This is a genomic window from Pigmentiphaga aceris (assembly GCF_008119665.1).
Classification (GTDB): Bacteria; Pseudomonadota; Gammaproteobacteria; order Burkholderiales; family Burkholderiaceae_B; genus Pigmentiphaga; species Pigmentiphaga aceris.
Genome location: NZ_CP043046.1, coordinates 4,197,520 through 4,223,939, shown reverse-complemented (window position 1 = coordinate 4,223,939; position 26,420 = coordinate 4,197,520). Strand labels below are relative to the sequence as shown.

The following is a 26,420-nucleotide window of genomic DNA, read 5'->3' as shown; positions in this document are numbered from 1 at the left end:
TATTTGCGCTGCCTGCAATGAAACCTCCCATCGATTCTTCGACTGCCAGTGAGCCGGGCGATCTGGCTGCATCCTGGTTCGCATACCTGCATTCCGGGGAAGCCACGGACGAGGGCCGGCGCATGTTCGAGCAATGGCGGCAGGCGCACCCTGAACACGACCGCCAGTACCGCAGCGTGCAGCAGATATGGGAAGCGACGCTGGCAATTCCCGAGGCTGAACTGCGGTCGGTGCTTGCGCAGCGTGAGCCAGCCGTGTTGCCGACAAGGGTTTCAACTGCGGCACCAACTGCGGTGCCAACCAATTCAGGACGGCGTCGTCTGGTCTGGGGCCTGGCTGGCGCATGTTCGGCTGCGCTGGTCGGCGGGATTGCGCTGCAGGGTGGCTGGTTGGCGTCGCCGCAGCACACGATTCAGATCGCCACGCCGCGCGGCAAGCGGCAACAGGTGACGCTGCCCGATGGTTCGATACTGGACGTCAATACCGGCACGCGGGCGGTTGCGCGCATGTACGCAGACAAGCGTGTCATTGAACTGCAGGAAGGCGAGATTTTCTTTGCGGTCCGGCACGATGCGCAGCAACCCTTCATTGTCGACGCCGGGGCAAGCCGCGTGGTGGTGACCGGCACGCGTTTCAACGTTCGTCATGACGCAGACGCCGCGCGCATCAGCGTCGAGTCAGGCTCGGTCGTGGTGTCTAGCGGGCCGTGGTGGCAGCGGCAGTCGCGCGCGCTGACCAAGGGGCAGGGCGTGGATGTCTCGGCGGACCAGACCTTAGGCGAGGTTCGGCCGCACGACTTGCACAGCTTGCTGGCATGGCAACGGGGCAAGGTCGTGTTTGAAAACACCCCCTTGGCGCAGGCCGTGGCCGAGATCAACCGTTATCTGGATCAACCCGCACGGCTGGATGCGCCGGCGCTGCGCGATCACCGCATCGCGGGGATTTTCAGCGTGGACGATCCCGAGGCGCTGATCGACATGCTTCCCGAATTCGTGCCCGTGCGCGTCTATCGTCTGCTGGATGGGCAGATTCGCATCGTCGCGAAATAGGGTTTTTGACGGGTTGGTTGGCACCGCTCCAATAACCCTCCGCGTCCTCAATTCGTTGATTACATTTTGTTTCACGAATTGTTCTCATTTCGATTCCGAGCTTTCTCCGCTGGCACGTCTATCCCAATGAAGGGGTAAGTCCTGCGACGACATGGTGAACCCCGGAAAGCCTTTGGCCAAAGGGTGCTGCGCGCGAGCGCGAAAACTTCATTCATGGAAATCGTAGGACTGTGGAAACGACAACCCCGCGCGCAAACGCACGTGCGCAAACGACCGCCACGTTTATCGGCATGTCTGCCCTGGCCATTGCCATTGCCGTCGGATTCGGCACCTTGCCCGCACCCGCATTGGCCCAAAGTACCGCCGTCGTGCAGGTCAACATTCCCGCGCAGCCGCTGAGCAAAGCACTGCTGCAACTGGGCGAGCAGACATCCCTGCAGATATTCTTCTCGCAGGAAACCGTCGAGGGCTACACCGCGCCCGCCTTGTCAGGCAGCTTCCCGCCCGATGAGGCCATGCGCCGGCTGCTGGCCGGAACCGGCATCCAGTTTCGACGCACGGGGAACAACTTTTCGCTGTCACGATCTGCGCCTGCGCCTGGAGAAGCAACGCAGCTGAAGTCGGTCACCGTTGTGGCAAGCCCGGATTCTGTCAGTGAAAACACGGGCACCTACGGCTACGCGAACAACGTGCTCAGTGCGGGCAAGGGCAGTCAGCACATCCGCGACGTGCCGCAGTCCATCACGGTCATGACGCGTCAGCGCATCGAGGACCAAGGCCTGCAGACTTTGGCAGAGGTGTTCAAGAACACCACCGGCATCACCACCACCCAGCGTGACAACGAACCCATCGGCCGCATCTACGCACGTGGTTTCGAGATCCAGAACATGCAGGTGGACGGTGCTTCTGTGGGCCCCTTCAGTCCGCAGTATTTCAATCCCAATCTGGCCATGTTCGACCACGTGGAAGTGCTGCGTGGTGCCGACGGCCTGTTCGCGGGCAATGGCACGCCGGGCGGCTCGGTCAACCTGGTACGCAAGCGTCCGCTGGCAGAAAAACAGTTTCTGTTTACGGGAAGCGCTGGCCGCTGGGACCGTTACCAGACGGACTTCGACGTCACGGGTGCCCTGGCGGACGACGGCTCGGTGCGCGGGCGCGCGGTATACAGCCATGAAGACCGCAAGGGTTTTGTGGACAACGATTGGGGCCGCAGCAACTTCCTGTACGGCATCGTGGAAGCGGACCTGGGATCGCGGACCATGCTGTCCCTGGGCGGCACCTACGACCAAGGGCGTAAGTACGCGCGTTCTGCTGGCTTGCCGCGCGGGCTGGACGGCAGCGACTTGGGTTTGTCCAGAAGCTGGAGTGCCGACCGTCTAGGCTGGTCCAACAAAGAACACGAAGCCAAAGACGTATTCGCTGAGCTTCAGCACACCTTCGCCAACGACTGGAAAGTGAAGATGAGTGCCGGTTACGGCGAGCGCATGCAGGACAACATACAGGCCGGGCACCTGATCACCACCGGGATCGATCCGCTGACCCGCTCGGTCATCGTGGCAGCCAACGGTCAGTCGGGCCTGAACGTCCATCCGCTGACGGGTTTCGATTCGACCTACAAGAACCTGGATGTGAACCTGCAGGGGAACTTTGCCGCGCTGGGTGAAAAGCACAGCTTCCTGCTGGGCGCGGATTGGGGCAAGTTCGACACGCTGGAGTACACGCGGCGATACCGCCAGGGCGTGGCCGCTGGGGGCAACTGGACTGGCTCCATCGATGCGCTTGGGAGCGCGCCGGTGGTGTATCCCTATCCAACCATGGGCACCACGCGGCCCATGACCAGTTGGCTGTCGAGCGTGACGCAGTACGGCATGTACGGACGCATGAATTGGTCGCTTACCGACCGCGCAAAGATCATTGGCGGTGCCCGCTACGCCTATTACAAGTCGGACAGCACAACGCTGGGCTACGTCGAGAGCGGCGCACTGACCAGCAGCTCGGCTGCCGTGTTCGAAGACAAAGGCATCTTCACCCCTTATGTGGGCACGACCTACGACCTTGACGAGCGCTGGACGGCCTACGGCAGCATGACCGAGATCTACCAGTCTCAGGCGAACCGACGCAGTGGCCCGCTCGCAACGGGCGGCCCGCTTGACCCCATCACCGGACGCAACTACGAGATCGGCCTGAAAGGCGAGCTTAACGACGGCCGCCTGCAACCGGCTGTCTCGGTCTATCGCATCGAGCGGTCCAAGGTGGCGGTGCTCGACCCACGCTACCCGGCGGCGACGCTGGAAGACGGCAACACGTGCTGCTACTCGGCCAGCGGTGAGCAGGTAAGCCAGGGCGTGGACCTGGAGTTGACGGGCGAAGTGGCGCGCGGCTGGCAGATTGCGGCCGGCTACACCTACAACCAGAACAAGGACAAAGCCACCGACGCCATCTACCACGCCGTCACGCCCCGGCACATGCTGCGCCTGTGGGCCAACCATCGCTTCGCCGACTATTCCGCATGGAGCGTGGGCCTGGGCGTGAACCTGCAGAGCAAAAGCTATGTCAGCGGCACCGCGTTCTCGTTCAACCCGGCCAGCGGCAGGTTCGATGGCGCGTCCCGGCGCTTCAACTTCACGCAGGGCGGTTACGCCGTATGGAACGCTGCGGTGCACTACGACATCGATCCCAAGTGGCGCGCAAGCCTGAACCTGAACAACCTGTTCGACAAGCGCTACTACGCCAACCTCGGCACCCTGGGCGGCCAGAATATCTACGGCGAGCCCATGAGCTGGATGCTGACCTTGAAAGGCCGGTTCTAAGCAGGGCGGGTCAGCATGAAAGCGTCGTTTCGCCAGTGCATGGCGTGGCTGCACACCTGGACCGGGCTGGTAACGGGCTGGGTGCTGTTCTTCGTCTTCGTGACCGGCACAGCCGGTTACGTGGATGATGAAATCACCCGCTGGATGCAGCCCGAGTTGCCGCTTCCCACACGCGTCGACCCGGGTGACGAGGCGCGCTTGCTGGGACTGGGTCTGGCGCGCCTGGAGATTGCAGCACCCCAGGCCAAATCCTGGACGATCACCTTGCCGCACCTGGGACTGGAGCCTCGGGTCGAGCATGGGCTTGGCGTGTCGTGGGAAGACATGCCGCCTGCCGGCCGTGACACGGGTCGGCGTCGCAGCGAGACGCTGAACACGGCAACGGGTGAGGTCGAGCCTGCGGTGCTGGCACGCGACACGGCAGGCGGGCGACGGCTGTACCGCCTGCATTACGAGCTGCACTACGTGTCCCGGGTCACCGGGTTCAGGCTGGTTGGCATCTGCACCATGCTGATGCTGCTGGCAGTCGTCACCGGCGTCATCACGCACAAGAAAATCTTCACCGACTTCTTCACCTTCCGGCCGGGCAAAGGGCAGCGGTCGTGGCTGGATGCGCACAACGTGGTCAGCGTGATGTCCTTGCCATTCTTCCTGATGATTACCTACACGGGCTTGGTATTTCTTGCCTTCCAATATCTGCCGGCTGGGCGGGATGTGGTCTATGGCACATCCGAGGTTCAGCGTCAGGCCTTGTTCGAGGAACTGCGCCCGCCCAAGCGTGAATACCAGCCGCTGTCCGGCCTGCAGGTGCCGGTGCCGGAACTGCTTCGTCAGATTCAGGTGACCTTAGGCGATGCGCGGATCGCCAGCCTGCAGATCATGCAGCCGGCAGGCAAGGGGCCGTATATCGACGTGCGTCCTGTCGGCGCGAGCGGCGTCAACTTCTATGACCCGAGGGTGGCGCGCTTCAGTGCTGTCGATGGCAGGCCGTTGGCGCGTGCGGATGAAGGCAACGCAGCCGTCGCCACCCAACGCACCATGTTCGCCTTGCATGAAGGCAACTTCGCGAACTGGTGGCTGCGCTGGTTGTATGTCGTCTCGGGCTTGCTGGGATGCGCGGTGATCGGCACCGGGCTGGTGTTGTGGACCGTCAAGCGGCGTACGCAGCATCTGCAGAAAGCAGGTGCGGATTCGTTCACTGCCAGGCTGAATGCAGGCGGATTGCGTCTGGTCGAAATCCTCAACGCCGGTACCCTGGTTGGCCTGCCGCTGGCCGTAGCCGCCTACTTCTGGGGCAATCGACTGCTGCCCGTGGCGCTGGCAGATCGTGCCGCGTGGGAACTGCATGTGCTGTTCCTGGTGTGGGGCTGGGCGCTGTTGTATGCGTCGATCCGGCCCTTGAAGCGGGCATGGGTGGAGCTGCTGTGGCTGACCGTTGCCGCCTACGCGTTGGTACCGGTGCTGAATGCAGTGACGACGGACAGACACCTGGGGGTCACGCTGCCCTACGGCGATTGGGGACTGGCAGGCTTCGATCTGAGCATGTTGGCACTGGCAGCGATCTTCGCGCATACCGCCTTGAAATTGCAGCGCAAGTGGCGGGTGGTGGATGGGGTCGGCCCTGCGGCAGGGATTGTGGTGTCGGGCCGTGCTGCCGCTTCAAGCCAGATTGATGTGCCCAACCCAGTCGCTGCGACAAACCCGGCAGGGGGCCGTCCATGAAAACTGTGGATTTGTCCTGGCAATACCGCTTTCAGGTTGCCTCGCGCGTGGTGGCGGCAGCTTTGGGCGGATATGCGTTTGCGTCGGCTATGACTGTACTGCTGGCCTTGGTCTGGCCACTGCCTCGCGCGCAAGCTGTGCTGGCGTCGACCATGCTGGGTTTCGTGTGGTATCTGCTTGCGGTGATGTGGGTGTTCAGCACCCGCAGCGCGACAAGAGCGTGGATCGGCATGCTGGTGTCCACGGCGATTGTTGCCGTGTTGTGCTGGTGGCTGTTGCCTGCGGGTGGGGCAGCATGATGGCCGGCAGCAGCCTGTGGCTGAATTTATCGATCGCATCTATCTGCCTGATCGGATTTTTCCTGCTCGCTTTGGCCAGCGCGCGACAGGGCGAACAATTGCTGCACCGTCCCGCGCGTCCTATTGAACGCATGGCGTTTCACGCGGGTGGCTGGTCCTTGCTGACTTTGGCGTTGGTTTTATGCTTCTGGGGATGGGGCTGGAGCATCGGCATGGTGGCGTGGCTGGGCTGGCTGTGCAAGGCAAGCGCCACGCTGGTGTTTGCCTTGCCCAGGTGGACGGAGACACGCAAAGCCAAGCCCATGCCGGCCACGGTGTTGCCGTTGCCCCGGTCGCGGTTATGGCGTGCGTTGGTGTTAATGCTGCTGATCAGCGGGCCACTGATCTTTGCGTGGATGTTGCACGTCGCACCGTTTATCAAGAATTCGTAATGACTTTGTCGTTACGTTTTGCTAGGGTATGGCTGTTGGGTCATCAGCAGAGCATTCCCATGAGCACCGCCAGCACCACCAAAGTCCCTCGTGACACACTGAATCTGCGGATTCCTGCAGCCGAGCGCAACTTGATCGATCGCGCAGCGGAGTCTGCAGGCAAGACGCGCACAGATTTCATTCTCGAAGCGGCGCGCCGTGCCGCTGAAGAAACGCTTCTGGACCGTGCCCTGATGGTCGTCAGTCCCGAGGCATACGAAGACTTTTTAAAGCGGCTTGATCAGCCTGCTCAGCCCAATGAGCGACTGCGCAAGACCCTGCAAAGCAAGACGCCCTGGAAGGCTGCGTGACACATGCTGCTTGCCCCGGTACCGCTTGACTCGGGTCACGACACCCACGATTTCGACTGCGGCGTGGAATCTCTCAATGCCTGGCTGATACGCCGTGCCCTAACTAATCAAGTCAGCGGTGCATCCCGTACCTTCGTGGTCTGCGAGGGCGGCAAGCTTGTGGGGTACTACGCACTGGCTTCCAGCGCCGTGGTGCCAGCTGCCGCTCCAGGGCGTTTTCGACGCAACATGCCTGACCCCGTGCCCGTGGTGGTACTGGGTCGTTTGGCGGTTGCGGTCAGTCACCGTGGAAAGGGACTTGGCCGCGCGCTTTTTCAGGATGCCGCGCTTCGCGTTATCCACGCGGCAGACGCAATCGGCATTCGCGGCATGGTAGTACATGCGCTATCTGAGGAGGCCAAGCTTTTTTATCAAAATCTTGGTCTGGACGAGTCGCCGCTTGATCCGATGACGCTGATGGTCACTGTTGCCGATCTGCGAGCTGCAAGCGGGCAGGCCGTGTGACGACAACGGATCAAGAGTCCGTTTATTTACGTGGATGGCGGTGTACTGGCCGCCAGGCACGCGTTCATCAAGAAAACCCAAAAGACGCTGAGCGATGAGCTGGCAATGGCACGCAAACGTTAGAAGGAATTGAAATCATGAGCAAAAAACATCATGGATCGAGCCTCGACAATTTTCTGAAAGACGAAGGTGTCTTTGAGGAAACCCAGGCTCTTGCCGTCAAAGAAGTGATGGAGTGGCAGCTCATGGAAGCCATGCAGCAACGTTCGATGAGCAAAAAAGGCAATTGGCAGTCCTGCTCAAAACCAGCCGCTCACAAGTGGACCGACTGCTTGATCCGACGCGGGATGTCACATTGACTACATTGCAGCGCGCCGCAGCGCTGGTTGGTCGGAAGGTGCAGATTGAGTTGGTGTAACGTACATGTCCATCGCTGTCGTGATCTATACGGTGGACAGGTGGATCGCGTCTATCTGGAATGGAACAGGTCGACGCCTTACAACCGCGCTCGGGAACGCAATGATTCTAGGACGTTTTCCATCGTGAACTGACCCGATCGCAATCCATTGATCAGGAAGTCCGCCCACGCACGGTAGTTCGCGTACTCGACCGAAGACATGGCCGCAATCTCCCGCCTGAGTTGCGCTTCCTCCAGTCTGTGTCGTTCCTCATTAGCCGCTTCTTCCGCTGCAATAAGGCGCTCGAACTCGGCGTCATCCTCGGCCCGTTCGATACGCCACCGTTCATCTGCTTGCCGCATTTCTTCTTGGAAGGCTGCCCGGAATTCCTTGAACGCAGGCAGGCGGCCAGGCCATGGAACGCGCCCCGAGGAAGGGCGCAGACCGGTCACTTCAACCAGAACTTCCTGCTCGATTCGCATCAGCTCGGATTCGAGCATGGCGAGCGCCCGGATTCTTTCCGGTCGCCGCTTCTCGTGATGCGCGACGCGCTCGCGTTCGCGGGCGATCGTGGTCTGAACCGGATAGCTGTCTGCAGCATTCCGACCGTAATGTCGGCTGGCAAAGTCTTCCGGGCTTGCATTGAATTCGGCGAGACGCTTGCTGCTCTGAGCATAGTTGCGTTCGCCTGCAACGATCGCCACCCGCTGCTGCTGAACGCGTTCCTGCGCACCACGAATGCGCGCCGCCAAGCGCTTGGGAATATCTGGTTGCTTTGTCATGTTCGATGCCATGTCTACTTCTTTCCCAACGTCCCAATAAACTCCCACAACGCATCATCATCACTGGCCGCCGCATTGAACCGGAACCAGTTCGACGCCTCCTCGCGCGGATGAAAATACGACCCAGGTGCCAGCCAGATCCCCGACCGCAAAGCCTGTGTCGTAACCGCCGCCGCATCTTCCGCCGCAATCGGCAGCTTCGCCCACAGGAACAAGCCTGCATGCGGTTGATGAAATACCTCCAGCCCGGCATCGCGCATGCGACGCGCCACGCGTGCATGGGCACCTGACAACTTGTCGCGCACGTATTCCACGTGGCGTGCGTGGTGGCCTTCAATAATCACCTTGTGCACCAGCCGCTCGCCAATCGAAGACGAGGTCAGGCCCACCGCCATTTTCGCGCGGGCCAGTTCCACCAGCAGTTCACGTTGTGCACAGATGTAGCCCACCCGCGATGAAGGCGTGATTGACTTCGAAAAGCCGCTGACGTACACCACCCGGCGCAAGCCTTCCATGGCTGCCAGGCAGGGCGCGCCAGGCAGCGCCAGGTCTCGGGATACGTCGTCTTCGACTACCCATAGCCCGTGTTTTTCGGCCACTTGCAATAGCCGGAACGCGGCTGCCATGCTCATCGTGGTGCCGGTGGGGTTTTGCAGCACCGTGTTCACGAAGATGGCTTTCGGTTTGTGCTCAGTGATTACGGATTCCAACTCGGCGGTGTCTACGCCGTCAGGCAGGCGGCGCACGCCTACGGTGTTCAAGCCGGCCAGCTTCAGAATCTGCAGCAGGTTGCAGTAGCCGGGGCTTTCCACCACCACGGTGTCGCCTGGGCGCAGCAAGGTGCGCACGATCAGGTCCAGCGCCTGAGTTGCGCCGTGGGTCAGCAGCACGTTGCTGGCATCCACCGACAGCGAATAACGCCTGAGATCGGCTGCGATGTAGTCGCGCAGCGGTGCAAATCCGTATGGGTGCCCGTAGCCACCCATGCGCGATGCAGGCGCGCGGCTCAATGCCCGAAGCGCATGGCGCAGGCCACCTTCGTTGGTCCATTCGGTGGGCAGCCAGCCGCTGCCGGGTTTGAAAGGCACTGACTGGTCGGCAAACACATCAGACAGCAACCAGGACGCGTTCAGCGTGGGGGCCGACCAGGCGGGTGCTGCCGGAACGTCTTTCTGTTCCCGTTCGGCCACCCGGAAACCCGAGCCGCGACGGGCGCTGATCACGCCCATCGACACCAGCCGGTTGTAGGCCTCGGCTACTGTGAAGGTGCTTAAGCCCTGGCTGGTGGCGAACTGCCGTACCGAGGGCAGGCGGTCGCCTTCGCGCAGCAGATGTTGGCCAATGGCGACCGACAGTGCGCTGACCACCTGGTCGACAAGGGGGGGCGCAGTCTTGCGGTCGCGGTTGAGTTCCAGGGCAAACATAAAGGTCAGCGAGTAGGCCGGGCAGGGCGCATGAACGTGGGATATCTGTACAGTTTACCTGTCTGGATCAATACAGTTAGCGCGAGGCTTGCAGAGTGTATCGGGAGAAAGCCGGTGCGCTTCTCTACAGTGTGTGCCTCGCCCTCAGTTATTCCAGGAAACCCCCGTCATGAGCCAGACCGATCTGTCGAACCTGTGGATGCCCTTCACTGCCAACAAGCAGTTCAAGCAGGCACCGCGCATGTTGAAGTCCGCGAAGGGCATGTACTACACGTCCTCCGATGACCGCCAGATTCTTGATGGTTGCGCGGGCCTGTGGTGCGTGAATGCCGGCCACGGCCGTGAAGAGATCGTTGAAGCCATTCGCGATTCAGTCGGTACCCTGGACTTCGCCCCCACCTTCCAGATGGGTCACCCGCTGGCCTTCGAAGCGGCCAGCAAGGTCGCCGCTGTCATGCCGGAAGGCCTGGACCGCATCTTCTTCACCAATTCCGGTTCGGAATCGGTGGACACCGCACTGAAAATTGCACTGGCCTACCACCGCGCCAAGGGCGAAGCCCAGCGCACGCGCCTGATCGGCCGCGAGCGTGGTTATCACGGCGTGGGCTTCGGTGGCATCTCGGTTGGCGGCATTTCGCCCAACCGCAAAACCTTCTCGGCCAACCTGATTCCGGGCGTTGACCACCTGCCGCACACCTACCAACCGACGAAGTCGTCGTTTGTGAAGGGCGAGCCGGAAACCGGTGCCGATCTGGCTGACGAACTGGAACGCATCTGCGCGCTGCACGATCCGTCGACCATCGCCGCGGTCATCGTTGAACCCGTGGCTGGCTCGACCGGCGTCCTGATTCCGCCGAAGGGTTACCTGAAGCGTCTGCGTGAAATCACGGAAAAGCACGGCATTCTGCTGATCTTCGATGAAGTCATCACCGCCTTCGGCCGCCTGGGTGCCCCCACCGCTGCTGAATTCTTCGGCGTGACGCCCGACCTGATCACGCTGGCCAAGGCCATCAACAACGCGGCCATCCCCATGGGCGGCGTGGCCGTCAGCCGCAAGATTCACGACGCTGTCGTGCAAGCCGGCCCGGAAAAAGCCATTGAGTTCTTCCACGGCTACACGTACTCGGCCCACCCGGCTGCTGCGGCGGCTGCCATCGCCACGCAAGACCTGTATCAGCGCGACGGCATTTTCAACCGCGTGGCCAAGCTGGCTCCGCACTTCGAGCAAGCCGTTCACGGCCTGCGTGATGCGCCTTACGTGAAGGACATTCGCAACCTGGGCTTCATCGGCGGTGTGGAACTGGAATCGCGCCCCGGCGCACCCGGTGCCCGTGCTTACGACGTGTTTGTGAAGTGCTTCGAGAAGGGCCTGCTGGTGCGTTACACCGGCGACATTCTGGCCTTCTCGCCGCCGCTGATTGCTGACGAAGCCCAGATCAGCGAAATCTTCGACACCGTTGGCAAGGTTCTGCGCGAAGTTGCGTAAGCACGTCGCCTGACCCTGTGCCGACCGCCGCCGGGCTGCGTAAGCCCAGCGGCAATCTCAGATTTACATGGGTGTCCTGTGTGGCACGCATGTCACTTATTCCACGCCATACACGCAATACGGAGTGCAGCGCATGTCCTCGATTTCCAATATCGGTCATTTCATCGGCGGCAAGGCCGTGGCGGGTCAGTCCGGCCAGTCCAAGGATGTCTTCAATCCCGCCACGGGTGAAGTGACCGGTAAGCTGGCGCTTGCCACCACCGCCGAAGTCGACGCTGCTGTCGCCTCTGCCCACGCCGCTTTCCCGGCCTGGTCGGCCCTGGCACCGCTGAAGCGCGCACGCGTATTGTTCAAGTTCAAGGCACTGCTGGACCAGCACCACGACGAGCTGGCCCGCATGATCACCGTCGAACACGGCAAGGTGTTTTCCGACGCGCAAGGCGAAGTGGCACGCGGCATCGAAGTGGTTGAATTCGCGTGCGGCATTCCGCAACTGTTGAAGGGTCAATTCACCGAACAAATCGGTGGCGGCATCGACAACTGGAGCATGCGCCAGCCCCTGGGCGTAGTCGCTGGCATCACGCCGTTCAACTTCCCGGTCATGGTGCCGATGTGGATGTTCCCGGTGGCCATCGCCTGCGGCAACACCTTCGTGCTGAAGCCCTCGGAACGCGACCCGTCAGCCGCCATCCGCATTGCCGAACTGCTGAAAGAAGCAGGCTTGCCCGACGGCGTGTTCAACGTCGTCCAAGGTGACAAGGTTGCCGTGGACGCACTGATCGCTCACCCCGACGTGCAGGCCCTGTCCTTCGTCGGCTCGACCCCGATCGCCGAATACATCTACGCCGAAGGCACCAAGCGCGGCAAGCGCGTGCAAGCGCTGGGCGGCGCCAAGAACCACCTGGTGGTGATGCCCGACGCCAACCTCGACCAAGCCGTCGACGCCCTGATCGGCGCCGCCTACGGTTCGGCAGGCGAGCGTTGCATGGCTATCTCGGTGGCAGTCGCCGTGGGCGACATCGCCGACGAACTGGTCGAACGCCTGGTGCCGCGCGTGAAAGCGCTGCAAATCGGCAACGGCCTGGAAGGCCATATTGAAATGGGCCCGCTGGTTACCGGCGAACACCGCGCCAAGGTGGTCGGCTACATCGACCAAGGCGTGAAAGAAGGTGCCACGCTGGTTGTGGACGGCCGCGGTCACGTGGTCGACGGCCACGAGAAGGGCTTCTATGTTGGCGGCACGCTGTTTGACAACGTCACTGCCGACATGAAGATCTACAAGGAAGAAATCTTCGGACCGGTGCTGGCCGTGGTGCGCGCCCCCGACTTCGCCACCGCGCTGGACCTGATCAACAAGCACGAGTTCGGCAACGGTGTGTCGCTGTTCACGTCTGACGGCGGTGTGGCTCGTGCGTTCACGCACGGCGTGCAGGTCGGCATGGTCGGCGTGAATGTGCCGATCCCGGTGCCGATGGCCTGGCACTCGTTCGGCGGCTGGAAGCGTTCGCTGTTCGGTGACCACCACGCGTACGGCGAAGAAGGTGTGCGTTTCTACACCCGCTTCAAGAGCGTGATGCAGCGCTGGCCGGACAGCATTGCCAAGGGTGCTGAGTTCACGATGCCGGTGCAGAAGTAAGTTGGCTCGACGCGCGGCCTTTGGGCTGCGCGCAGGCACGACAAAACGCCCATCCGAGGATGGGCGTTTTGTCGTCTATGCATCTTCATTGCGCCAGCGCGAAATGCGGACCCGGGTCGTTCATCGAGTTTGCTACGCTTGCAAGATAAAATGCATACGTCGCACAAGCATGTCGAGGCGAAGAAGGGGCCGGCTGTGTTGGCCTGCATCAAGCAATGCGATTTTGATCGGTCGGTGCGACTTAATCATAGGAATGGCATGGCTACAGGTGGGGAGTGGTCGCCACTGGAAGTGGCGGCATGCGTTGCCGATTACCTGCGGATGCTCACGTTCGAGCTGAATGGGCAGCGGTATAACAAGAAGGCTCACGCGACTGCGTTGGCTCAAAAGCTGGATGGCCGCAGCCTGGGTTCCATAGAGTTCAAGCGTGGCAACATCAGCGCCGTGATGCTGTCTCTCGGCTATCCGTATATCAATGGGTATAAGCCACGGAGCAATTTCCAAGCGATGTTGGTGACCGAGGTGGAAGCTCAACTCTCGGCCGATGTAGCCCTGCAGGAGTCCGTGCAAGCAGCCGTGTTGCGCCCCGCGCTGTCGATGACGGCTGAGAATGTGCAAGATATCTGGGTCCCAGCGCCGAGAGTCCCGGTGCCAAAAGTCTCAAGGTCGAAGCCTTCGACCGGCCTGCGTGAAGAGCGGCCAGAATACACGCCACGTTTTATTGCTCGCCAGCGCGATTACCTCGCGCAGGAAGCACGCAACCGTTCTCTCGGGTGTGCTGGAGAGTTGTTTGTCGCTGATTTGGAAGCTCGTCGTTTGCATGCGGCAGGGCAAAAGACGCTGAGCGAGCGAGTCGAACACGTCGCCGCAACCCAAGGCGATGGATTGGGCTATGACGTGTTGTCGTTTGAGGACGACGGGCGAGAGCGGCTGATCGAGGTCAAAACCACGTCCTTCGGCCAGCTCACTCCGTTTTTCGTCAGCAGCAACGAGCTGGCGCGGTCAGAGCACGACGCGGATCGTTATCAGCTCTATCGAATTTTTGAATTTCGCGCCAACCCGCGTGTGTTCCGTCTACTGGGACCCATCAATACGCATTGCGTTTTAGATGCGGTGTCGTACTTGGCAAGACTTGCTGGCTGATCAAGCTGACGAAGTGTGCACTTCTTTCGTTCCGTCGCGACTTGATCGCGCCGACATGCCACCTCGGAGCCACCATTGTCTTCATCCGCCGATGCCGTCATTGCCTTGTACGAAACCCACGCCGATGCATGGGTGCGCGTGCGGGGCAGACACTTCATCGAAGCAGCGTGGCTTGACCGGTTCATCGCCCATCTTCCGGCCGGGTCTGCTCGGGTATTGGATGTGGGTTGCGGGTCAGGCGAACCTATCGCGCGCTACCTGATCGATCACGGCAAGTCGCTGGTTGGGATCGACTCGGCACCGTCTCTGATCGCACGCTGCAAGACCTTGTTTCCCGAGCACGACTGGCATCTGGGCGACATGCGACACATGGCCTTGGAGCACCGTTTTGACGGCGTGCTGGCGTGGAACAGCTTCTTCCATCTGACCCCTGAAGACCAGCGCCTGATGTTTCCGATTTTTCGTGAGCACACGGTATCGCGCGGCGTACTCATGTTCACCAGCGGACCCGCAGCAGGCGAGGCCATTGGTAGCTTTGAAGGGGACGCGCTGTATCACGGTAGTCTGGATGCAGCAGAGTACGAAACGCTGCTGAACCAGCACGATTTCGACGTTCTCGCCCATGTGGTGGAAGACCCCACGTGTGGACAGCAAACCGTGTGGTTGGCGCAGCGAAGGGACTGAGCTTTCCGCAATCCTCTTCGATGCGCCACGCCGACTTCAAATGACTATGCGTTAGATAACTCGCTGAATCGATTCAACGAAGCTCCTTCTCCAACGCAAAGTAGTTCTCCGACGCATACCGCTGCGCCGTCTGCGAGGGCGTCTGGTCGGCAGCGGCACCGCTTTGGTTGCGCAGCAGCGTGTGGCTGATCGCCGCGAGCATCAGACGATGCCAGGACCTTGCCGGGCCGAATGACTCAAGTTCAGCCCTTTGCCTGGCTAACGCGCATCGCAGCCTTACGCCTGAAAGTCAGACGTTCATTTGCTCGATGTCGACACGGCATCGCCGCGCCAGATCCAGGCACCGCTGCCGTTGCGCCCGGCCACGTCATCGGGGTTGCTTAGCTTGCAACGCTCCAGCGACAGGCAGCCGCAGCCTATGCATTGGTCGAGGTCCGTATCCAGGCGCTGCAATTCTTCGATGCGCTGCCTGACGCGTGCGCGCCATTCCTGCGTCAGCAATGTCCAGTTCGCTTTGGACGGCGATTTGTTGGTGTCGACCTTGCTTAGCTGACTGGTGATTTCTTCCAGGCTGTAGCCGATCTTCTGCGCGAACACGATGAACGCAATTCTGCGCAGGCACGAGCGCGGGAAGTAGCGTCGTCCGCCCCCGCTGCGCACCGAGGTGATCAACCCCAGTGATTCGTAGAAGCGCAGGGCGGATGCCGCCACACCGCTGCGGGTGGCGATGTCGCCGATGGATAACAGCGACATATCGGCAGAAACGGAGGGTGGCGTGTTCTTCACAGGTTTCATTGGACGGCCTTTTTATTGCTTGACTTAAAGTTTACTTGAACTTCTACCATCTGCGCCGTTCACCACTCGCTACCAGTCTTCCCATGTCTGCTTCACGTGCCCCCGACCGAGGCTTCGGTCTGCCTTTTCGCCTGACGCTTGGCGTTGTGGCGCTTGCACTTTCTGCTTGCGATGCACCGGCGCCCAAGCCTGCTTTCCCGCCGCCTGAAGTGGGGGTGTCGATCTTGGCTCCGCAGTCGATCGAACTGAAGGACGAGTTCAACGGGCGTGTCGAAGCGGTTGATGCGGTATCGCTGCGACCCCGTGTCAGCGGTTATCTGCAGAAAGTGGCTGTCAAGGAAGGGGATCACGTGGCGGCGGGCGCCGTGTTGTTTGTCATCGATCAGCGTCCGTATCGCATTGCGCTGACGCGTGCCGAGGCGCAGTTTCAGCAGGCGCGGGCGGCGGCGAATCTTGCCCAGGTGCAACTGGCGCGTGTGAAGGCGCTTCAGGCGGCGCGTGCCAGTTCTCAAGAAGAACTTGATAACGCGAGTGGCACCCAAGTGCAGCTTGATGCCGCCTTGCGCGGGGCCGCCGCTGCGGTTGATGAAGCTCGGTTGAACCTGAGCTTTACCGAAGTGAAATCGCCGATTGCAGGCCGTGTCGGGCGTGCGTTGCTGACCGTCGGCAACCTGGCCCAGGCCGACCAGACTGTGCTGACGACCATCGTGTCGCAAGACCCGGTCTACGTGTACTTCGATAGCGATGAGCAAAGTTACCTGCGCTATACCGCGCAACGTAGCGACGCCGGGACGCGACCCATTCAGCAGCGACCGGTACGTATCGGCCTGGCCAATCAGCCGGACTTCCCCTACGCGGGCACCGTCGATTTTCTGGATAACCGATTCGATCCAGCCACCGGCACGATTCGCGCAAGAGCGCGGATTGCCAATCCTGACTATCGCTTCACGCCCGGCCTGTACGCGCGTATTCAGCTCAGCGGCACCAATGCGCAAGATGTGTTGATGGTGGACGACAAAGCACTGCTGACCGACCAGGACCAACGCTACGTGTATGTGGTCGGTGCCGACAACAAGGCGCTTCGCCGTGACGTGAAAGTGGGTCGCGTCATTGCCGGCCAGCGGATCATCCAGGCCGGTCTTCAGGCGGGCGACCAAGTGGTAGTCGATGGCGTGCAGAAGATTTTCTACCCTGGCGCGCCGGTGAAACCTGTGCCGCTTGCTGGCTCCAGAAGCCTGACGCACTGACCAGGGAGAAGCACAAAATGGACTTCTCGAAATTCTTCATCGACCGCCCGATCTTTGCGATCGTGCTGTCGATCATCATCTTTGCCATCGGCGTGATCGCCATCCCAGTGCTGCCCGCTGGCGAATATCCCGACGTCGTGCCGCCCAGTGTGGTGGTGCGCACCAGTTATCCGGGCGCAAACCCCAAAGAGATTGCCGAGTCGGTTGCGGCCCCGCTGGAAGAAGCCATCAACGGGGTCGAGGGCATCATGTACATGAAGTCGGTCTCGGGTTCGGACGGCAGCTTGCAAGTGGTCGTTACCTTCACGCCCGGCGTCGATCCTGATACGGCTGCGGTGCGGGTGCAGAACCGGGTCAGTCAGTCCTTGTCGCGCCTGCCCGAAGAAGTGCGCCAATACGGCGTGACCACGCAGAAACAGTCGTCCACACCGCTGATGTACGTCAGTCTGTATTCGCCGGACAACAGCCGCGACCCGCTATACCTGCGCAATTACCTGCTGCTTCAGGTCAAGGACGAACTGACGCGCATTCCTGGTATTGGTGATGTCAGCCTGAGTGGCTCAGGTGACTATGCCATGCGGATCTGGCTCGACCCGAATGGCCTGGCATCACGCGGCCTGACTGCTGGCGACGTGCTGCGTGCAGTGCGTGAGCAGAACGTGCAGGTGTCGGCAGGCCAGCTTGGTGCCGAACCCTCGCCGCAGCGGGCGGATTTCTTGGTGCCCATCAATGTGCAGGGCCGCTTGAGGACGGCGGAAGAATTCGGCGACATCGTGTTGCGCGCGGGGGATGCGGGCCAAGTAGTGCGACTGTCTGATGTTGCTCGCGTGGAACTGGGCGCAGGCGACTACACCTTGCGTGCGTTCTTCGACGACAAGAATTCCGCCGTGGCGGGTATTTTCCTGTCGCCGGGTGCCAACTCGCTTGCCGTGTCCGATGCGGTCTACGCCAAGTTTGACGAGCTTTCCAAACGCTTCCCGCCCGGCGTGGCATACCGCCCGGTCTGGGACCCGACGGTATTCGTGCGTGATTCCATCAGCGCCGTGCAGGCAACCCTGATCGAAGCCGTGGTGCTGGTCGTGATCGTGGTCATTCTGTTCCTGCAAACCTGGCGAGCATCGATCATTCCGCTGGTTGCCGTGCCGGTGTCCATCGTTGGAACCTTTGCCTTCCTGTACCTGCTTGGATATTCGATCAACACCTTGACCTTGTTCGGGCTGGTGCTGGCGATTGGCATCGTGGTGGACGATGCGATCGTGGTAGTTGAAAACGTCGAACGGTATATCGAACAAGGCTTGAGCCCACGCGCCGCCGCGCATCAAGCCATGAAAGAGGTGTCGGGGCCGATCATTGCCATCATGCTGGTGCTGTGCGCGGTGTTTGTGCCCATGGCCTTCATGAGCGGCGTGACTGGCCAGTTCTACAAACAGTTTGCCGTCACGATTGCCATTTCCACCGTCATTTCCACCATCAATTCGCTCACGCTGTCGCCGGCCTTGGCCGCCAAACTGCTGAAGCCGCATGGTGCAAAGCCAGACTGGTTATCACGCGTGATCAACCGCGCGCTTGGCTGGATATTCCGTCCGTTCAACCGCTTCTTCCAGCGCAGTTCGGACCGCTATCACGGCACGGTCGGCCGGTCGCTGAAACACCGGGGATTGGTGTTTGCGATGTACGGCGTGTTGCTGGCCGCAACCGGGTATCTGTTCAACACCGTGCCAGCGGGCTTCATCCCCGTGCAGGACAAGTTGTACCTGTTCGCCGGTGCCAAGCTGCCCGAAGGTGCGTCGCTGTCACGCACCACGCAGTTGATGGAAGAAATGACGCGCATCGCGCTGAGCATAGACGGCGTGGACATGGTGCCGGGGTTCGCCGGGTTGAACGCCTTGCAGCAGACCAACACGCCCAACGTGACGAACTCCTACGTCATTCTGAAACCATTCGGTGAACGCACACGCAGCGCGCCCGACATCAGCGCCGAGCTGAACGCACGCTTCGCAAGCATAGGCGGCGGCATGACCTACGCCATGATGCCGCCGCCCATCGAGGGCCTGGGCAACGGGTCTGGATACTCGCTGTATCTGGAAGACCGGGCCGGACTGGGCTACGGAGCCTTGCAACGCGCAAGCGATGCCTTCAAGGCCGCCATCATGCAGACGCCGGGCATGGGCTATCCCGTCAGTTCGTATCAGGCCAACATCCCGCAGCTTCAGGTCAACGTGGACCGCGTGAAAGCCAAGGCGCAAGGGGTGTCACTGACCGACCTGTTCCAGACTTTGCAGGTGTATTTGGGGTCGAGCTACGTCAATGACTTCAACACCTTTGGCCGTGTCTACCGCGTGATGGCGCAGGCCGACAGCAAGCATCGCCAAGACGTGGCCGACATCGGCAACCTGCAGGTGCGAAACCTGGCAGGCGACATGGTGCCGATTGGCTCGATGGTGACCGTGACGCAGACCTACGGGCCAGACCCTGTCATGCGCTACAACGGCTACCCCGCCGCCGACCTGATCGGCGAAGCCGATCCCCGCGTCCTGTCGTCAGGCCAGACGCTTGCCAAGCTGCAACAGATCGCAGATGAGGTGCTGCCACCCGGCATCGTGCTGGAGTGGAGCGATCTGAGTTATCAACAGGTCAGCCAGAGCAACACGGCAATCATCGTGTTCCCGCTGGCGATCATGCTGGTGTTCCTGGTGCTGGCGTCCTTGTATGAAAGCTGGTCCTTGCCGCTGGCCGTGATCCTGATCCTGCCGATCTGCATGTGTGCATCCTTGTTCGGCGTGTGGCTGTCCGATGGCGACAACAACGTGTTTGTACAGGTGGGCTTGGTGGTGCTGATGGGCCTGGCGTGCAAGAACGCAATTCTGATTGTGGAATTCGCCCGCGAATTGGAAATGAAAGGCGTGACCACCGTCGACGCCGCGCTTGAAGCGTGCCGCTTGCGGCTGCGCCCGATCGTGATGACTTCGATTGCGTTCATTGCCGGGTCGGTGCCGCTGTTGATCGGTGGTGGGGCAGGCAGCGAAGTTCGGTTCGCCACGGGTGTGACCGTGTTTGCGGGGATGTTGGGGGTGACCTTGTTCGGCTTGTTTTTGACGCCCGTGTTCTATGTGGTGTTACGGCAGTTATCGGGGGCGGCGCTGAGCAACCCGGATGCAACGCATGGTCAGGTGCAAGGAGAGCACGCATGAACATATTTTCTTTACAAAGCGCTGTTGCGCTGGCTTTGCTTGGCCTGTTGTCAGCATGTGCAGTCGGGCCAGACTACGTTAAGCCCACGCCCGAGCTTCCCTCGAAATTCGCACGTGCTGACCTTGCCGATGCCGAGTCGTCGACCTTGCAGGACGATAGATTCTGGGACCGCTTTGGTGACCCGATGCTCAGTGGCCTGATCGATCAGGCATACATCGGCAACAAGGACCTGCGACAAGCGTTTGCGCGTCTGGATGCGGCAGCGGCCTTGCTCACGACTGCGAGGCTGGATCGATTTCCCACTGTCACGGCAGATGCGAGTATCGGTCACCAGGTACTGAGCCGGGATGAGGCGGCCGGCGCATCGCGCAGCTCGCCGATTTCCCGCGCCGGTATCAACGCGTCCTGGGAGTTGGACGTGTTCGGCCGCATTCGCCGACTGACCGAAGCACAGCAGGCAGAGCTGGCCGGCAGCGAAGCAGACATCCGCGCCGTGCGGGTTTTGATCGCAAGCGAAATTGCGCAGACCTACATGAACTTGCGCGGAGCGCAGGCCCGGCTGCGCGTTGCGCGAGAACAGGCAGACAACCAACAGCAGACCTTGGGGATCGTCGAAGCGCGACTGGCAGCGGGCCGTGGATCGGAACTAGACCTGGTGCGGGCGCGTGCGCAGTACGCATCCACCATGTCGCGGATTCCTGCCTACGAGGCTGTGATCGGCGTGAACACGCATCGTATTGCTGTCCTGACTGGGCAGACCCCTGCTGCGTTGATAGACCAACTGGCGGTAGCCGGACCGCTGCCAAACGTGCCAACCAGCATTGATGCAGGCGCACCCGCCGACCTGCTGCGCCGCCGCCCGGATATTGCTGCGGCGGAAGCCCGGCTGCACGCATCGACAGCGCGTATTGGCATTGCGACCGCAGGGCTGTTCCCGCGTTTCACGCTGACGGGTTTGATTGGCAGCAACGCGGGTAGCTACGGTTTCTTCCGGGATGGCAGTGATACCAGTTTGATCGCGCTGGGCGTGGACTGGTCCTTCCTTGATGTCGGACGCGTGCGTGCCCGTATTGCGGCCAGCGATGCGGAAGCTGTGGGGTCACTGGCGGCGTACCAGCAGACGGTACTGCGTGCGGTGGAGGAAACCGAGAACGCCTTGCTGCTGTTGTCCCGCACGGGAGAGGAAACCAAACGCTTGTCGCAGGCTGCGGCTGATAGCCGGCTTGCCAGTGAATTGGCGCAGTCGCGCTTCAGGGCGGGGGCGATTGATTTCTATCAGGTGTTGGATGTGGAGCGAAGTGGCTTGCTCGCGCAGGATGCGGAAGTCGAAGCGGATACGCGTCGGCGGGTTGCTGCGGTGGCGCTTTACAAGGCGCTGGCCGGGGGATGGTCGGCAGGCGACAGTACGCAGGGGAATGTCCCTTCAGCGGCCAAGCACACTGGCCACGCTTCGTTGGGAGGGCGCTGACGGATTTTTTTGACTTCAGCCGCTTGATTACAACCGGCTGTCCCGATCCTGCGCCTGATCAAGTCTGCGGGCACAGCAATGCTGTTGACGACCGCGCAGTCTTGCGGCTTTTGTAAGCGCCAACGAACCCCTTTTTATCTGGATACTGGTTTGACCGATATCGCTGTTTCATTCGCCGAGCTCTCTGCTTCAGCTTGGCTCGCCTGGGGCCTTGCCGCATTTTTCCTGTTTGGCAGCGTGCTGAACGCCATTGCGCCAGCGTCTATACGTGCGTCCTTTACTCGCTGGGGCTACCCTGATTGGTTTCATTACGTCACAGCCGCACTGGAGTTCCTGACCGCGGTGTTGCTCGTACTCCCTGCCTTCCGCTTGGCTGGTGTCGCGTTGGCCATCTTGGTGATGATCGCTGCGATCGTGACCCTGCTTCACCACGATGAGCACGCGCACGCGGTCGCTCCCTGCGTGGTGCTCGCCCTGGCGACGGCGTGTGGGTGGTTGATGGTCTGATCAGCGTAAGGTGGCAGCGCTTGCGAGTTGCGTGCGACTGCCGTGCAGCTTTCGGGTAATGTCCCAGGTCTGTAGACCACGGTCGGCATAGAGAACCAGAGACATGAGCGCGCACCCGCACCAGAATCAGCACTTCCTGAACCTGTACAACCACGACTTCGCCCGCATTGCCGTCGGCGTCCCCCGCTGCCGGATCGCCGACCCAGCCTTCAACGCCGCAGAAACGCAAAAGCTGATCATCGACGCCGCAGCCGGTGGCGCGAGCCTGGTAGTGTTTCCGGAACTCGGCCTGTCCGCCTACACCTGCGACGACCTGTTCCACCAGCGCGCTTTGCTCGATGGCTGCGAAGCCGCATTGGCAACAGTGCTGGACGCATCCAAAGACCTGAAGATCATCACCATCGTCGGTCTGCCGCTGCGCGCGGATCATCGCTTGTTCAACTGCGCCGCTGTGCTGTATCGCGGCCGCATTCTGGGCATCGTGCCGAAGACCTACCTGCCGAACTACGGCGAGTTCTACGAAGCGCGGCAGTTCAACTCTGGCGACGACGCGCTGTCTACGGAAGTCAGCCTGCTGGGCCAGACCGTGCCCTTCGGCTCGAAGCTGCTGTTCGCGCCGCGCGATATGCCGTTCTTCAAGATCCACGTGGAAATCTGCGAGGACGTGTGGACGCCGATTCCGCCTTCGTCCTTCGCTGCGTTGGCCGGTGCCACCGTGCTGGTGAACCTGTCTGCATCGAACATCACGGTGGGCAAGTCGGGCTACCGCCACCAACTGGTCAGCCAGCAGTCGGCGCGCTGTTTGGCGACCTATTTGTATTCCTCGGCGGGCGCGGGCGAATCCAGTACGGACTTGGCTTGGGATGGTCAGGCGCTGATCTATGAGAATGGCGACAAGCTGGCTGAGTCAGAACGGTTTTCCGATGAATCGCATCTGATCTTTGCCGACACCGACCTGGAACGCATGTCGCGTGAGCGTATGCGTCAGACGAGTTTTGGTCAGTCGGTGCGGGTGCATGCGGCGCAGGTAAGCGAGTTCCGTACGGTGGATGTGGAACTGGAAGTCGATCGCGAGCAGGCTTTGCCCTTGTCGCGGGTCGTGCCGCGCTACCCCTATGTGCCGGCGGATCGCACGCGTCGTGACGATCGTTGCCAGGAGGTCTACAGCATCCAGGTGCAGGCGCTGGTGCAGCGTTTGACGTCGAGCGGAATCAAGAAGCTGGTGCTTGGTGTGTCGGGCGGTTTGGATTCGACGCACGCGCTGTTGGTGGCGGCCGAGGCGATGGATCGGATGGGGCTACCGCGCACGAATATTCTGGGCTATACGATGCCCGGTTTTGCTACCGGTGCGCGCACTTTGCAGCAGGCGCATCGTTTGATGACATCGATCGGGTGTTATGCCCAGGAGATCGATATTCGTCCGAGCTGCCAGCAGATGTTCAAGGATCTGGGGCACCCGTTTGCTGAAGGCAAGCCGCAGTACGACATCACGTTCGAGAACGTGCAGGCTGGCGAGCGGACCAATCATCTGTTCCGCCTGGCGAATCATCAGGGTGCCTTGGTGTTGGGCACGGGTGATTTGAGCGAGCTGGCGTTGGGCTGGTGCACCTATGGCGTGGGCGACCATATGTCGCACTACAACGTGAATGCCAGTGTGCCGAAGACACTGATTCGCCACCTGGTGCGTTGGGTGGCCGAGGCGGGCCATGTGAGCGGCGATGCGCGTCAGGTGTTGCTGGACATTCTCGACACGGAGATCAGCCCGGAACTGGTGCCGGCTTCTGAAGATACCGGGGCGGTGCAAAGCACCGAGGCCAGCATCGGGGCCTACGATCTGCAGGACTTCAACCTGTTCTACACGCTGCGTTATGGCTTTGCGCCCAGCAAGGTGGCGTTCCTGGCGCATCGGGCCTGGAGTGACAAGGAAGTGGGTGCCTGGCCAGAGGAAGCGCATGTGTTGCGCAACCAGTTTGAGCTGGCTGCGATCAAGCGCACCTTGCGGATTTTTGTGGGCCGCTTTTTCCGGGGCAGTCAGTTCAAGCGCACGTGTGTGCCGAATTCGCCGAAGGTGGGTAGCGGTGGTTCGCTTTCGCCGCGTGGCGACTGGCGCATGCCCAGCGATTCTGAATCGGTGGTGTGGCTGGCGGACTTGGATCGGGTGCCGGAGCAGGTCTGACGGTTGCGGCAGGGCTGGATTAGAATAGATGAACCACTGCTAACGTACTGCCACCGCGAGAGAGCCGATCCATGAAGCAAGTCACCGCCGTCATCAAGCCATTCAAACTGGACGAAGTTCGTGAGGCGCTGGCCGATGTCGGCATTACCGGCCTTACCGTTACGGAAGTGAAGGGCTTTGGTCGTCAGAAGGGCCACACCGAGCTGTATCGTGGTGCCGAATACGTGGTCGATTTCCTGCCGAAGATCCGGCTGGAAGTGGTGGTGGGCGACGCCTTGGTCGAGCAGGCCATTGAAGCCATTCTGCGTTCGGCTCGTACCGGCAAGATCGGTGATGGCAAGATCTTCGTCACGCCGGTCGAACAAGTCATCCGTATCCGCACGGGTGAAACGGGCGAAGCGGCTGTGTGATTCAAGGCGGGAGCAGGTCTGACCTGACTTGCCTTTTCAGCAAGAAAAAACGGGGCTTCAAGGCCCCGTTTTTACGTCTGCAAGCAGCCACGGCGTTCAAGCCGCCACGTCTTCCGCCCGCCGGGAGCGCAGCAGCACCAGCACAACCCCCGCGCCGCCATCCACATCCCGCGCTTCGACAAACGCCAATACCTGTTCCTTCTGAACCAGCCAGCGACGCACTTTTTCTTTCAGCACGGGTGTACGGTTTTTCGATCCCAGGCCTTTGCCGTGGATCACGCGCACACAGCGCACTTCGCGCTTGACGCAGTCGCGCAGGAATTCGCTCAGCGCTTCGCGCGCTTCATCTACCCGGCATCCATGCAGGTCGATTTGCGAACCGACTACCCATTGGCCGCGACGCAGGTTGCGCACCACATCCTGGCCCAGGCCGCTGCGGCGATAGGACAGGGTCTCGTCGGTTTCGATCAGCCAGTCAGCACCGTACTCATCCGACAGGGATTCGCGCAGTACGGCCTTGTCGTCTTCCCAGCGTTTGAAGGGCAGGGGAGGTGGCGAGGCTGGTGCGGGGGTGAAGCGGGCGGTGGTGGCGAGTGGGGTCACGTCGCCCATGGCGTGACGGAATTCGTTGGCGGCGCGGCGCGCGTCGACGGCCGCCGCTTCCCGTGCCGCTTGCGCCACGGCTTCGGCGCGGCGTTGCTCCTGCAGCGCCTGCCGCATGGCTTTCAGCCCGGCAAAGCCGGTGTGCAAGGGTTTCTTGGCCACCCGTGTTCTCCGATGTTGCCTGGGAATGGGCAGGGTGTTCCCATGACGAGATGGCGTGTCGCCACTTCTGTAGTCACGCACCCGGCAGGGTGCGCGTCTTGAGTGTCGGTGTCGTGCAAATTCGGTCTGGTGTGGACGCACCCACAGGTGCGTCCATCCAAGGTCTTACTTTACTGCGCTTCGCCGTCCAGCCACTTCTGGGCGTCCAGCGCGGCCATGCAGCCCGTGCCGGCGCTGGTGATGGCCTGACGGTAGATGTTGTCCTGTACGTCGCCGGCGGCGAACACGCCGGGCACCGAGGTCATGGTGGCCAGGCCTTTCAGGCCGCTGCGGGTCACGATGTAGCCGTCCTTCATCTCCAGTTGGCCCTGGAAGATGTCGGTGTTCGGGTGGTGGCCGATGGCGATGAAGGCACCGGACACTGCCAGGTCTTCGGTTTCGCCGGTTTGCGTGCTGCGGATGCGCACGCCGGTCACGCCGGATGCATCGCCCAGGACTTCCTGCAGTTCGTTGAAGACCTTCAGTTCCATCTTGCCCTCCGAAACTTTCTCGTTGAGCTTGTCGACCAGGATCGGCTCGGCGCGGAACTTGTCGCGACGATGGATCAGTGTCACCTTGCGGCAGATGTTCGACAGGTACAGCGCTTCTTCCACGGCAGTGTTGCCGCCGCCGACCACGACCACGTCCTGGTTTTTGTAGAAGAAACCGTCGCAGGTGGCGCAACCCGACACGCCACGGCCCATGAAGGCTTCTTCCGAGGGCAGGCCCAGGTACTTGGCCGATGCGCCGGTGGCGATGATCAGGGCGTCAGCGGTGTAGGTGCCGGAATCGCCGATCAGCGTGAACGGGCGTGCGTCGAGCTTCACCGTGTGGATGTGATCGAAGATCATCTCGGTGTTGAAGCGCTCGGCGTGTTCCTGGAAGCGCTGCATCAATTCCGGGCCTTGCACGCCCATGACGTCGGCGGGCCAGTTGTCGACTTCGGTCGTCGTCATCAGTTGGCCGCCCTGGGCCATGCCGGTCACCAGCACGGGCTTCAGGTTGGCGCGCGCGGCATAGATTGCTGCGGTGTAGCCAGCAGGGCCTGAACCGAGGATCAGGACGTTGGCGTGTTTGGTTTGGCTCATGGCAGGTTATTGCGG

General features: G+C 61.3%; 24 protein-coding genes. 18 read left to right on the top strand and 6 right to left on the bottom strand.

What is annotated here, in order from left to right:
- The first annotated feature begins 17 nt into the window (after window positions 1-17).
- From FXN63_RS18280 to FXN63_RS18240, 8 genes are all read left to right on the top strand, one after another.
- Window positions 18-1,049, top strand: coding sequence for a FecR family protein (locus FXN63_RS18280; protein WP_148816612.1), 1,032 nt, complete (start codon window positions 18-20; stop codon window positions 1,047-1,049).
- Between the two features lie 230 nt (window positions 1,050-1,279).
- On the top strand, window positions 1,280-3,859 hold the full coding sequence (locus tag FXN63_RS18275) for a TonB-dependent siderophore receptor (RefSeq protein WP_148816611.1): 2,580 nt from the start codon (window positions 1,280-1,282) through the stop codon (window positions 3,857-3,859).
- A gap of 15 nt (window positions 3,860-3,874) precedes the next feature.
- The gene (locus tag FXN63_RS18270; protein WP_148816610.1) at window positions 3,875-5,581 is read left to right on the top strand and encodes a PepSY-associated TM helix domain-containing protein; all 1,707 of its coding nucleotides are present in this window, start codon (window positions 3,875-3,877) and stop codon (window positions 5,579-5,581) included.
- Window positions 5,578-5,880 carry a DUF3649 domain-containing protein gene (locus tag FXN63_RS18265; RefSeq protein ID WP_148816609.1) on the top strand — a complete coding sequence of 101 codons (303 nt, stop codon included), beginning with the start codon at window positions 5,578-5,580 and terminating at the stop codon, window positions 5,878-5,880. Before FXN63_RS18270 ends, FXN63_RS18265 begins: the two co-directional genes overlap by 4 nt.
- Complete coding sequence (locus tag FXN63_RS18260; protein WP_148816608.1) at window positions 5,877-6,311, top strand: DUF3325 domain-containing protein; 435 nt, start codon at window positions 5,877-5,879, stop codon at window positions 6,309-6,311. Before FXN63_RS18265 ends, FXN63_RS18260 begins: the two co-directional genes overlap by 4 nt.
- A complete protein-coding gene (locus tag FXN63_RS18255; RefSeq protein WP_342791186.1) occupies window positions 6,272-6,661 on the top strand; it encodes a type II toxin-antitoxin system TacA family antitoxin in 390 nt (129 codons plus the stop codon). Before FXN63_RS18260 ends, FXN63_RS18255 begins: the two co-directional genes overlap by 40 nt.
- A 3-nt stretch (window positions 6,662-6,664) precedes the next feature.
- Complete coding sequence (locus FXN63_RS18250) at window positions 6,665-7,165, top strand: GNAT family N-acetyltransferase (RefSeq protein WP_148816607.1); 501 nt, start codon at window positions 6,665-6,667, stop codon at window positions 7,163-7,165.
- A gap of 137 nt (window positions 7,166-7,302) precedes the next feature.
- Window positions 7,303-7,524: a hypothetical protein gene (locus FXN63_RS18240; protein ID WP_246164887.1), complete on the top strand. Its 222-nt coding sequence runs from the start codon at window positions 7,303-7,305 to the stop codon at window positions 7,522-7,524.
- Window positions 7,525-7,661: 137 nt separating this feature from the next.
- Here FXN63_RS18240 and FXN63_RS18235 read toward each other — a convergent pair whose 3' ends face one another.
- A complete protein-coding gene (locus FXN63_RS18235; protein ID WP_148816606.1) occupies window positions 7,662-8,357 on the bottom strand; it encodes a hypothetical protein in 696 nt (231 codons plus the stop codon).
- Between the two features lie 2 nt (window positions 8,358-8,359).
- Window positions 8,360-9,769 carry an aminotransferase-like domain-containing protein gene (locus tag FXN63_RS18230; RefSeq protein ID WP_148816605.1) on the bottom strand — a complete coding sequence of 470 codons (1,410 nt, stop codon included), beginning with the start codon at window positions 9,767-9,769 and terminating at the stop codon, window positions 8,360-8,362.
- 169 nt (window positions 9,770-9,938) lie between these two features.
- Here FXN63_RS18230 and aptA point away from each other — a divergent pair, with 169 nt between their 5' ends.
- The 4 genes from aptA (at window position 9,939) to FXN63_RS18210 (ending at window position 14,718) form a co-directional block, all read left to right on the top strand.
- Window positions 9,939-11,255: an omega-aminotransferase AptA gene (aptA, locus tag FXN63_RS18225; protein WP_148816604.1), complete on the top strand. Its 1,317-nt coding sequence runs from the start codon at window positions 9,939-9,941 to the stop codon at window positions 11,253-11,255.
- Between the two features lie 133 nt (window positions 11,256-11,388).
- Entirely contained in the window at window positions 11,389-12,891 is a 1,503-nt protein-coding gene (locus FXN63_RS18220) for a CoA-acylating methylmalonate-semialdehyde dehydrogenase (protein WP_148816603.1), read from the top strand.
- 150 nt (window positions 12,892-13,041) lie between these two features.
- Window positions 13,042-14,034 (top strand): protein NO VEIN domain-containing protein, encoded by a 993-nt coding sequence (locus tag FXN63_RS18215; RefSeq protein WP_246164886.1) that lies wholly within the window; start codon window positions 13,042-13,044, stop codon window positions 14,032-14,034.
- 75 nt (window positions 14,035-14,109) lie between these two features.
- The gene (locus tag FXN63_RS18210; RefSeq protein ID WP_148816602.1) at window positions 14,110-14,718 is read left to right on the top strand and encodes a class I SAM-dependent methyltransferase; all 609 of its coding nucleotides are present in this window, start codon (window positions 14,110-14,112) and stop codon (window positions 14,716-14,718) included.
- 73 nt (window positions 14,719-14,791) lie between these two features.
- Here FXN63_RS18210 and FXN63_RS27290 read toward each other — a convergent pair whose 3' ends face one another.
- Window positions 14,792-14,920: a hypothetical protein gene (locus FXN63_RS27290; RefSeq protein WP_281290818.1), complete on the bottom strand. Its 129-nt coding sequence runs from the start codon at window positions 14,918-14,920 to the stop codon at window positions 14,792-14,794.
- A gap of 95 nt (window positions 14,921-15,015) precedes the next feature.
- Window positions 15,016-15,513, bottom strand: coding sequence for a redox-sensitive transcriptional activator SoxR (gene soxR / locus FXN63_RS18205; RefSeq protein ID WP_246164885.1), 498 nt, complete (start codon window positions 15,511-15,513; stop codon window positions 15,016-15,018).
- An 83-nt stretch (window positions 15,514-15,596) separates the two neighbouring features.
- Between soxR and FXN63_RS18200 the strand changes: the two genes are divergently transcribed.
- From FXN63_RS18200 to FXN63_RS18175, 6 genes are all read left to right on the top strand, one after another.
- Window positions 15,597-16,760 (top strand): efflux RND transporter periplasmic adaptor subunit, encoded by a 1,164-nt coding sequence (locus FXN63_RS18200; RefSeq protein ID WP_148816601.1) that lies wholly within the window; start codon window positions 15,597-15,599, stop codon window positions 16,758-16,760.
- 17 nt (window positions 16,761-16,777) lie between these two features.
- The gene (locus tag FXN63_RS18195) at window positions 16,778-19,951 is read left to right on the top strand and encodes an efflux RND transporter permease subunit (protein ID WP_148816600.1); all 3,174 of its coding nucleotides are present in this window, start codon (window positions 16,778-16,780) and stop codon (window positions 19,949-19,951) included.
- Window positions 19,948-21,420, top strand: coding sequence for an efflux transporter outer membrane subunit (locus FXN63_RS18190; protein ID WP_148816599.1), 1,473 nt, complete (start codon window positions 19,948-19,950; stop codon window positions 21,418-21,420). The genes FXN63_RS18195 and FXN63_RS18190 overlap by 4 nt, the downstream gene beginning before the upstream one ends.
- Before the next feature lie 78 nt (window positions 21,421-21,498).
- Entirely contained in the window at window positions 21,499-21,927 is a 429-nt protein-coding gene (locus tag FXN63_RS18185) for a DoxX family protein (RefSeq protein ID WP_148816598.1), read from the top strand.
- 103 nt (window positions 21,928-22,030) lie between these two features.
- Window positions 22,031-24,103: an NAD(+) synthase gene (locus tag FXN63_RS18180; protein ID WP_148816597.1), complete on the top strand. Its 2,073-nt coding sequence runs from the start codon at window positions 22,031-22,033 to the stop codon at window positions 24,101-24,103.
- Between the two features lie 71 nt (window positions 24,104-24,174).
- On the top strand, window positions 24,175-24,513 hold the full coding sequence (locus tag FXN63_RS18175) for a P-II family nitrogen regulator (RefSeq protein WP_148816596.1): 339 nt from the start codon (window positions 24,175-24,177) through the stop codon (window positions 24,511-24,513).
- Between the two features lie 96 nt (window positions 24,514-24,609).
- Here FXN63_RS18175 and FXN63_RS18170 read toward each other — a convergent pair whose 3' ends face one another.
- Together FXN63_RS18170 and trxB are read right to left on the bottom strand one after the other, a co-directional pair.
- The gene (locus tag FXN63_RS18170; RefSeq protein ID WP_246164883.1) at window positions 24,610-25,278 is read right to left on the bottom strand and encodes a Smr/MutS family protein; all 669 of its coding nucleotides are present in this window, start codon (window positions 25,276-25,278) and stop codon (window positions 24,610-24,612) included.
- 170 nt (window positions 25,279-25,448) lie between these two features.
- A complete protein-coding gene (gene trxB / locus FXN63_RS18165) occupies window positions 25,449-26,405 on the bottom strand; it encodes a thioredoxin-disulfide reductase (protein ID WP_148816595.1) in 957 nt (318 codons plus the stop codon).
- Window positions 26,406-26,420 lie beyond the last annotated feature (15 nt).